This window comes from Alphaproteobacteria bacterium (assembly GCA_030680745.1).
Lineage (GTDB): Bacteria > Pseudomonadota > Alphaproteobacteria > JAUXUR01 > JAUXUR01 > JAUXUR01.
Genome location: JAUXUR010000025.1, coordinates 1 through 8,613 on the forward strand (window position 1 = coordinate 1; position 8,613 = coordinate 8,613).

Here is an 8,613-nt window from a genome sequence, read left to right on the forward strand (position 1 = left end):
GAAGTGATTATTTATTGCTTGATCTAAGGTATTCATTTTTATCATTGTACAGCTCCTTTTTTTGTATCTTGTCTGTACTATGTTTTCTTATAAAAAATCAATACCTTAGATCAAATTAAAAAAGTGTCGTGTACTATGATAGATTCCTACAGGCGCATAATAATTAAAGTTGGTGTAGATGTTTAGGAGCTGTTCAAAGATTGAAAGCTCCTGATTTTAGGCTGGTGGATAAATATAGTTCAATGCATTATTTTGTATAAAGATCTTTTATGTTGCAGAAAGGTAAGCCTGTTTTTAGTGATGATATACCCTTATCACCGATTTGCCCGTGCGAGATTTCAAGATATGTAAGGTTTTGCATTTTAGCAATTTGAATAGCGCCTTCATTAGCGATATCGTTGTGATTTATAAAAAGACGTTGTAAATGTCGCAATTGAGCAATGTGTGTAGCACCTTCGTTATCAATGCGGTTAAAAGCAATAGCAAGAGAACGAAGTTTTTTAAAATTATTTAATTTTTTGATAACGTTTATTTTTTCAGCAATAGGCATAGAATACAACGCACCATTTAAGTATATAGTCTTAACATTAGGAAATTTTTGAGAAAGCAAGATGATTTCTTCTGGTGTTGGTGCAATTGAAAATATAATTTTATATATATCAAGTCGATATTCTAATTCATGCTGTTGCTTTTCTAAAAATTCGCGCATCCAACTATTTAAACAAAAAAACTGGTTTTCAAATGAATCTGTATTTATTATCCTGATATGCTGAAGATTTAGAGAGTTAGCCATAGAGATAATGTCATCTGTTGTTTCAAGATTCTGGAGATTTTTAAAATGAGTTAGATTTCTGATAATGTCGGTATAATTACACTCGTTATTATCCATACTATCCATATCGTTAAGCTTTAGCACATAAGATAAGTCTATGTTTTCAACATTGGGAAATTTTTGAGAAAGTAAGATCATTTCGTCAGGTGTTGGTCTAATCATAAATTTTAGTGATTTTATATTATACAAAGGTACTAATTCATGATCGGGATCAATTAAAAATTGACGTGCTGTACTATCAAAATAAGCCGTGTTCTTTTCATTTAAATTGAAGATTCCGCTCAGTCTATTACTTAAATCAATTTCTCCTTTGTCATTTGCATCAGCAGGAATGAGTGGTGTTACAGTGTGCAAGGCCATAAGTTGTTCATCTTTTGGTAAAAATGAGACAATATGTTTGCATAGTTCTCCTGAGATTAGAAAGCCTTCAATAGGAACAAGGCTTGGTGCCGAGACATAATCATTTTGACTTGACGAAGTCGTACAGGTGCTTTCATCGGCAATGTCATCACCATTTGCAAAAGCATGAATTGTTGGTGTTAACAATAAAAACAGAACATTCAGTGTTTTTTTCATTTCGAATTCTTTCAATTAAATTAAAATTTATAAAAATATTCGTAGCATATTTTTTTAAATATTGCAATATATATATAATAAAAAAATTATTTATTAATATTTTGTCTTTGTTTTGTAGAACGAGATGAATATTCAAATAAAATTCACTCACTTGAACGACAAAAATTTGAAAATGTTAGCTTTCGTATATGCGTTGAATAAGACTTTTTTGTATCAAATTTATTTTATAAGACAAATTTAAGTAATTTTTAAGCTTGTTCAATATGATATCAGAGTAGACAAAAGATGTGTCTGAAATGGGGGCTTGGTCACAGGTGAATAGATTTTTATGTTTAGTAAAAAAGATAAAACATATTGAAAATATAGTTAATTTTAGATATATTAAAATATCAAATTAAATTTTTTTTAAATAAAGGTAATATTAGAATGAAACAGCACGTCAAATTTTTAAGCATATTTATGTTTATTATTTTTTTTACAACAGCATCAAATGCTACATATACGCAAGAGCAAGTAGATGAAATTGTTAATCAAAAAGCAAAAGAAACATTTGACTTAATTAATGAAAATTGGAGCTATCTACAAAATCTGGATGACTTAAATACGGCGTCTGTATTTTGGATTCCCGCATTAGCAAAACCATCAATAAATTCGGCAATTTATCCAACACTAAAATTAAATGACACACAATGTGATATAATCGAAGCATTTCGTGATTTACCAACAAAACCAGCACATTTAGAATGTACGATTGTTGTAAAACTTGTTAAGAATCTATGCCTTTTAGAATTATTAGGTGAAGACAAATTCAATGAATGGTTGCAGATTTTACCTAAAACAACTGGGCGTCATCCTTCTGATCCTTTATTTTTTCATGTGATACCTGATAGATTTTTTGTGTTAGGTGGAGACACTGGTTTTTACTATGTAGCAAACCACTCAGGTTACACAACAATAAAACCAAAAGGGATTGGCTGCGGATATAATGGTTTTCTCTTTCAAAATCAACAATTCATTTCTTTTGATCCTGTTCATTTCAAAGAAACAAAATCTATAGAAGAAACGCAACATATTCTTTTTGAAGATATAATGTCTGATGAAAATGTTGAAAAAATTAATTTACATCAAGTACTTAAAAAGCAATATGCTGGCGATGATAGTTTTACTAATTTTTGTCAAGATTGTTTAGAAGAAAAACAAAAAACACAGCCAATTTGGAAATTTAATGCAGATAAAATAAATGCTTTTATGGATAACGGCATTGTTCCAAATAATGGCTAGGTTGTTTTAAAAATAATCTTTAATGTGGCGATTACTTTTTTTAACACAATTTCTACATTTGGATTTTTTTTATATTCAACTTGAAACTTAGGGTCGCTGTTTATGAGGTTTTCTAAATATTTATAAAGTGTATTTTGATATTCTTTTGGGTATGATTGAATGTAGTTTTGTAGAAAATTTAACATAGCCACCTCAGTTAATGAGGGGGCTATTTTTTTCATTGATTTTGCGCTTGCTTTAAAGATGTCAGTTGCGATTGATTTTTTTGTATCTTTGAGCGAGCGTGCAAATCCTTCATTATCAATTAAGTTTATTTTGTGTGTTTTTTCATCGTAAAGGGCGTTTTCCCAATGCAAATCACCATGAATAAGCGTTAGAAATGTTTTCAAAGGATCTGGCATAGGATTATTTTCTTTAGGGATTGTGGTTAAATCCATAAATTTTAAGTGAAGATGGGCTATTTGTTTGCCAAATTGACCAAACGCCTCAGCAATTTTATCAATATTTTTTTCGTCTATTATGTCCTTTAGTGATTTTCCTTGAGCCGCTTGCATTACTGAAAAATACGTATTTATGTTATTTTTTTTAAGCAAATAATTTTCGTCAGGAAGAATGACATTGGGGGAATCAGTATATTTTTTATTAAATATATTTGATTTTTTTATATATTCTAAATTTTCGATTTCCTCAACACCATTTTTTAATACTTTTATAACATTCACAAATTCTTCTGGTTTCGTATTTTTTTGAGTGGAGCATTTTTGTGTATAGGCATAAAAAAGTTTTTCTAATTCGAGGCCAGAGGGATTTTTTTGTTCCTTCACGCGATAGCAATCTTTTTGATTTTTATATAAAAAATTGCCAATTGTTTTTTCGGTTAATCCTTTTTCTAAAATATCTTTATCTGCGATCTCAACGAGTGCTTCAACGTAATGCGAAAATAGAAAAAGTAGTAAAACAAAAATGCGCATATTAATACCATTTTAGTAGCTTATTGATTTAATTTAATGACTAGGTGCATGTTGCTTAAGTTCTTCTTCAGCTTTTAACCAAGATATTAATGCTGGTGGGGGTGTTAATGGTGGAATAAAATCACAATGAAGTGCTTCTAAAAGATTTTGGGTAGGTATTTTTTTTCCCTTTTGCAGAAACAGACATTTAACGAAAGCACGCGCCATAAGATCGTTATCTTTTTTGAGGAGATGTTCTAAATAGAACCATTTATCATCAAAATAAACAACTTTTGTTGATACTATAAATTTTTCATAAAGCTTGAGCGATTTTAGATAAGAAACCATGGTTGATCCAATAACAGGACGCCATTTTTCTTTCCATATTAATTTAATAAGACCGGTACGCACTAAAAAATCAAAACGCCCTAGATCAAACATCGTGCTATATCTGGCATTGTTCATATGAACATTAATATCCAGATCGTTGGGATGAACTTTTGTTTTAATAGTGGACGCATCCCAAAAATTAATTTTGGTTTTCTTAAATGCTTTGTAGGTGACCGAGGCTAAGCGAAAAAAGGGTACAGACATATTTAAAAATCACTACAACGGCCATTTTTTTCCCAATCACCGAAACGCGTTGGATCTAATTCTTGCTTTGGATTGCTTTCTTTTGTGTTTTCATTCGAGGTCTCAATTTTGTCTTTTTTTGGTAACTCGTTAGTGTCTTCTGTCACTTTGAGTTTCAGCTGCACGTCTCCTACGTCCCGCGACTTGTTCGCGGGATCCAGAAAGCTTTGGAGAAGTTCCGGCAAATATTTATAGTTACTTTTCTGCACTATGGATCCCGCGGACAAGCCGCGGGACGTAGGAAGGGGAAGCTGGGTAGTTATATGAGTTGTATTCATTAATCATTCATCCTTATCTTTTTTCTTTTTCTCTTTTTTATCATCATCGCCGAGTATTGATTTAGATTTGCCTTTTTCCTCTTTATCGTTTTCTTTTTCTAAAGCTTTTGCTTCTCGTTGAGCTCTCATACGCTCTTTCATTTCTTCTTGTAATTTTTTAAGTCTATCTGATTGAGAACGTTGGTAAGGACGGGAGCGTTCAATATTTGCTAAAAGAATCCATGGTTTTTGATCAAATTTTCCATCAAGACGAACATAAAGCGGTAATTTATAATCTTCCTCTTGAATGGAGCTGCTACTCTGCCATTCATCTGTCCATTCTTTGTTTTCAGGGTCATAATAAAAAAAGCTACCTTCTTCGCCTTTCCATTCAGCTGTTGTAATGCTTTCTTCACCAAATCCTTTATATTGTAATAATGTCTTATCATCATCTTTATCATAAAATAAAGACCACTCAAAAATAGTTGGCATACCGATTTCATCATCAAGAGGCGCAAAAGTGATGCCCGTTATCTTTTTTGATTCGCCTACAAATTTTGATTTACTCATATATAGGCCTGAAAGTGTTGATTTAAACCAATTTTGTGCCAGAATATTGAGATGTAGATTATCGATATGGGTCCGTAATCTTGAGCGTAAGTCGTAAACACGTGAAATAGGGTCAATAAACAAGCCTGTAATGAGGGCCATAAGCACAAGAACAATAAGAATTTCTAAAAGTGTAAATCCTTTTTCAAGTCGTTTTTTTTGTATTTTACATTTTTGCTGCATCATGTGCTCTAGCCTTTATCTTTAGGAATGCTAGGGCGTAAAGGTGCAGGTTTTTTCTTTTCTTTACCTTCTGAATCTAATTCATCTTCGTCTGGCATTGGTCCTGCATCAAGTGGTGCGTTTTGTTTTTTTTCATAGCCAATTTGACGAATTGAAAATTCCAGCCATTTATCATTATTAGGCTTTGTCGCATTTATCTGGGTATCATAAAGGCTTACTTTAAAATTACCTTTATTAACCCGTCCATTATTACTGTCAACGTTTTCAATGTTTTCAACAAGGGGTGTTGCATTCCACGAAAAGGAAAGTGAGCCTAATTCAAAATTGCCTTCTTTTTGGTCAAAGGGATTAACACCATTCATGTAAGAAAGAATTTGCTCGCGCGCTTGAACTTTTTCATTTTGATCGCTCATATTACGCATGGCACTTAAATAATTTCCGAAAATAGCAAAAAGAGGCAAGAGTGAGGTGCTTAGCACGACCATGGCCATGATGACTTCTAGAAGGGAAAATCCATTAGACTTCTTTAGAAACGCTACTGCTGAGGACGATTGATGCGTCGTTTTGGTACTCAGATCCTCATGTATATAAGGATACACTCTGGTCTTCCGTGCCAAATCTCCTATCACGCGTCTCACATCAGCGAGTTTCGAAAGAAGCCAACTCTCGTTATTTTTTTTAAGGTTTATCATGTGTCTCTTGCAATTGATGAAAACAAAAGGGGCTTTCTAATAGATAATCCCACTTTTTCCAATCCGTTTCAACTTGAAGGGGCCCACCTTTACAAGTGCCATTAAAGCGGTAAACAATAGGGTTTTCGATGGTGATCGTAACATCTTCTGGCAAGTGTAATGCAGTTTTAGCAGATTCTTCTGTTAATTCAAAATTTTGAGCATTTAAATAGGCTTGAAAGCCTACTTGGTTGAGTTGTTTTTCAATATCTTCTTTGACCATTCTATCTTGAAAGCCACGATAAAGGCTTAGAATATTGGGAATAGCAAAAGCCAAAATAACACCAATGAATGACATTACAATGAGCAGCTCGATGAGCGTAAAGCCTCTACTTTGGTAAATGTCTTTAGATTCTTTCAAAATGCTACATTGCCTTTTAGGTTGATGGTCGATTCGCAAAGTAACCACGATGGCCACATTATTTTTTAATAAGTTCTTTGTGCCAAGCGTTTTATTTATCGTCTTTTTGCGCATAAGACTTCAGGACATCCTAGAATTATGTTATTAATTTAACATAATCTAATCCCGGTTTTTTTTCGACTTATTTTTTTAGTAAGTTTTACTGGAATTTTTTTGTAAAATTAGGTAAGAATACATCTGTAGTTGACGACCTTCGATAATCATAAGGATTTCAAGGCGTGGTTCTTTATTTTTCAAAGAACAATTTAATCCCGCATTCAATTTGGAAGTTTGTATAAATGGTTAATAAAGAATTTTCACCATTAAGGGCAGTTTTTTTTCCAATACATGGATCAGAAATCAGAAAATTTATGCCTTTGGCTATAATTATGATGCTTATTTTATTTAATTTTTATATTCTTCATAACACGAAGGATGCCATTATTATAGCGTCAGAGCATTCAGGGGCAGAGGTTTTAAACTTCATTAAGATTTATGGGGTGTTGCCGATTGCGTTTATTTTCTTTTTTGCTTATACCTATTTAAGTAATCTTTTTCGGATGAAAACTATTTTTTATAGTATTTTAGCTTTTTTTGCGATCTTTTTTCTTGTTTTTGCCTTTTTGATTTACCCCAATCGTGAATTTTTACATCCAAACCCAGACTTAATTGAGCAACTTAAGTTAGCTAATCCAAGATTTCAATGGTTTTTTCCTCTTTATGGATATTGGACCTTTACGCTTTTTTATATTATTGCAGATCTGTGGGGAAGTATTGTTGTTGCCTATCTTTTTTGGCAATTTGCTAATCAAATTACACGTATTGATGAGGCGCCTCGTTTTTATCCTATGTTTAACTTAATAGGTGCTGGTGGCATTTTAATGGCTGGTTTTATAGGCAGCTATTACTCTCAGATTTTTGATATAGAGCTTTCTAAAGAAGATGCTTGGGGTGTTTCACTGAAATATCTTTTAAGTTTTTTTGCGGTTTCATGCGCACTCATTGTATTGTTGCATATGTGGATTCATCGTAACATTATGACAGATCCGCAATATTATGATGCCTATCAACGCGAACGCGATGGCAAAGAACAAGATGTTCATTTGTCTTTTTTTGAGAGTTTAAAATATATTTTTACCTCACGTTATATTCTTTTAATTTTGCTTATTACCATTGGGTATCAAATTTCAATTAATTTGATGGAAGTTTCCTGGAAAGCACAAATTAAGGAATTGAATCCTTCTAATATTGAATTCAGTAAGTATATGGGTAATTTTACAATTAAATATGCTTTCATAAGCATTATTATAACAATTATCAGTACGAATATTGTGCGGAAAACACCGTGGTTAATAGGCGCATTGGTAACACCTTTTATTTTAGGGATCACAGGACTATTTTTCTTCTTAGCCCTTTTGCTACCTGAAACTTTGGATCCAATGCTTGTTTATTTTGGTGCATCCTCTCTTGTTTTCACCGTTTGGATGGGGTCAACCCAATCAGTTTTAACGAAAACAACGAAAAATTGCTTGTTCAATGCAACACGTGAGATGGTTTATATACCGTTGGATGATGAGCTTAAAGTCAAAGGAAAAGCAGCTGTTGACGTTATTGCCGAGCGTTTAGGTAAATCTGGTGGTGCCGTGATTCAGCAAGTTTTATTGATTATGACCGCGGGTGCTCAAAAAGACATTCTGCCTTATTTGTGCGTTATCGTTGTTATTATGATGGTGCTGTGGGTTGGATCTATTTTCAATTTGAATAAGCATTTTACAGCGTTAGTGAAGAAGATGAAAACCAACAATAATTGATTTATAGCCCCTGATTTTGTCGGGGGCTTATTCTTTTCAATAAGCGTTTAGCACACCACATAAAAATACACTTTACTTGTTGTTTCTTATTTTCTCTCAAAAAAAGCATAAATTACGTATTTTATACGTATATCTTAATTCTTGTTAATTTAATAGTATTGAGTACGCACTAATTATTTTTAACTATACCCAAATGATTTGGAAATGCCGATTTTTTAGGCATGAGATTTGAGGTGATTTTTGATGCCGAAAATTTCGACAGATAATTGTTTTACCTTAGAAATTTTTGGTTCAAAAAGCGACCAAAGGTCATCGGCTAAAAACGGTAGTTTCAGATTATTTGGGTATAT

9 protein-coding genes are annotated in these 8,613 nt (G+C 32.6%); 2 read left to right on the plus strand and 7 right to left on the minus strand.

The window, feature by feature from the left end; all coding sequences use genetic code 11:
* Positions 1-247: 247 nt before the first annotated feature.
* Entirely contained in the window at positions 248-1,408 is a 1,161-nt protein-coding gene (locus tag Q8L85_02165; protein MDP1723490.1) for a hypothetical protein, read from the minus strand.
* A gap of 426 nt (positions 1,409-1,834) precedes the next feature.
* On the opposite strand from Q8L85_02165, the gene Q8L85_02170 reads away from it, so the two are divergent.
* Positions 1,835-2,689, plus strand: a complete 855-nt coding sequence (locus Q8L85_02170) for a hypothetical protein (protein MDP1723491.1) — start codon at positions 1,835-1,837, stop codon at positions 2,687-2,689.
* Here Q8L85_02170 and Q8L85_02175 read toward each other — a convergent pair.
* The 6 genes from Q8L85_02175 to Q8L85_02200 all read right to left on the minus strand — a co-directional run bounded on the left by Q8L85_02175 (position 2,686) and on the right by Q8L85_02200 (position 6,527).
* The gene (locus tag Q8L85_02175; protein ID MDP1723492.1) at positions 2,686-3,660 is read right to left on the minus strand and encodes a hypothetical protein; all 975 of its coding nucleotides are present in this window, start codon (positions 3,658-3,660) and stop codon (positions 2,686-2,688) included. The genes Q8L85_02170 and Q8L85_02175 overlap by 4 nt on opposite strands.
* 33 nt (positions 3,661-3,693) lie before the next feature.
* The gene (locus Q8L85_02180) at positions 3,694-4,233 is read right to left on the minus strand and encodes a thioesterase family protein (GenBank protein ID MDP1723493.1); all 540 of its coding nucleotides are present in this window, start codon (positions 4,231-4,233) and stop codon (positions 3,694-3,696) included.
* Between the two features lie 2 nt (positions 4,234-4,235).
* Positions 4,236-4,397 carry a DUF1674 domain-containing protein gene (locus tag Q8L85_02185; protein MDP1723494.1) on the minus strand — a complete coding sequence of 54 codons (162 nt, stop codon included), beginning with the start codon at positions 4,395-4,397 and terminating at the stop codon, positions 4,236-4,238.
* Positions 4,398-4,553: 156 nt separating this feature from the next.
* Positions 4,554-5,324, minus strand: a complete 771-nt coding sequence (locus tag Q8L85_02190; protein ID MDP1723495.1) for a prepilin-type N-terminal cleavage/methylation domain-containing protein — start codon at positions 5,322-5,324, stop codon at positions 4,554-4,556.
* 5 nt (positions 5,325-5,329) lie between these two features.
* Positions 5,330-6,013 (minus strand): prepilin-type N-terminal cleavage/methylation domain-containing protein, encoded by a 684-nt coding sequence (locus Q8L85_02195; GenBank protein ID MDP1723496.1) that lies wholly within the window; start codon positions 6,011-6,013, stop codon positions 5,330-5,332.
* Complete coding sequence (locus Q8L85_02200; GenBank protein ID MDP1723497.1) at positions 6,000-6,527, minus strand: prepilin-type N-terminal cleavage/methylation domain-containing protein; 528 nt, start codon at positions 6,525-6,527, stop codon at positions 6,000-6,002. Before Q8L85_02200 ends, Q8L85_02195 begins: the two co-directional genes overlap by 14 nt.
* Positions 6,528-6,751: 224 nt before the next feature.
* Between Q8L85_02200 and Q8L85_02205 the strand changes: the two genes are divergently transcribed.
* Entirely contained in the window at positions 6,752-8,263 is a 1,512-nt protein-coding gene (locus Q8L85_02205; GenBank protein ID MDP1723498.1) for an Npt1/Npt2 family nucleotide transporter, read from the plus strand.
* Positions 8,264-8,613 lie beyond the last annotated feature (350 nt).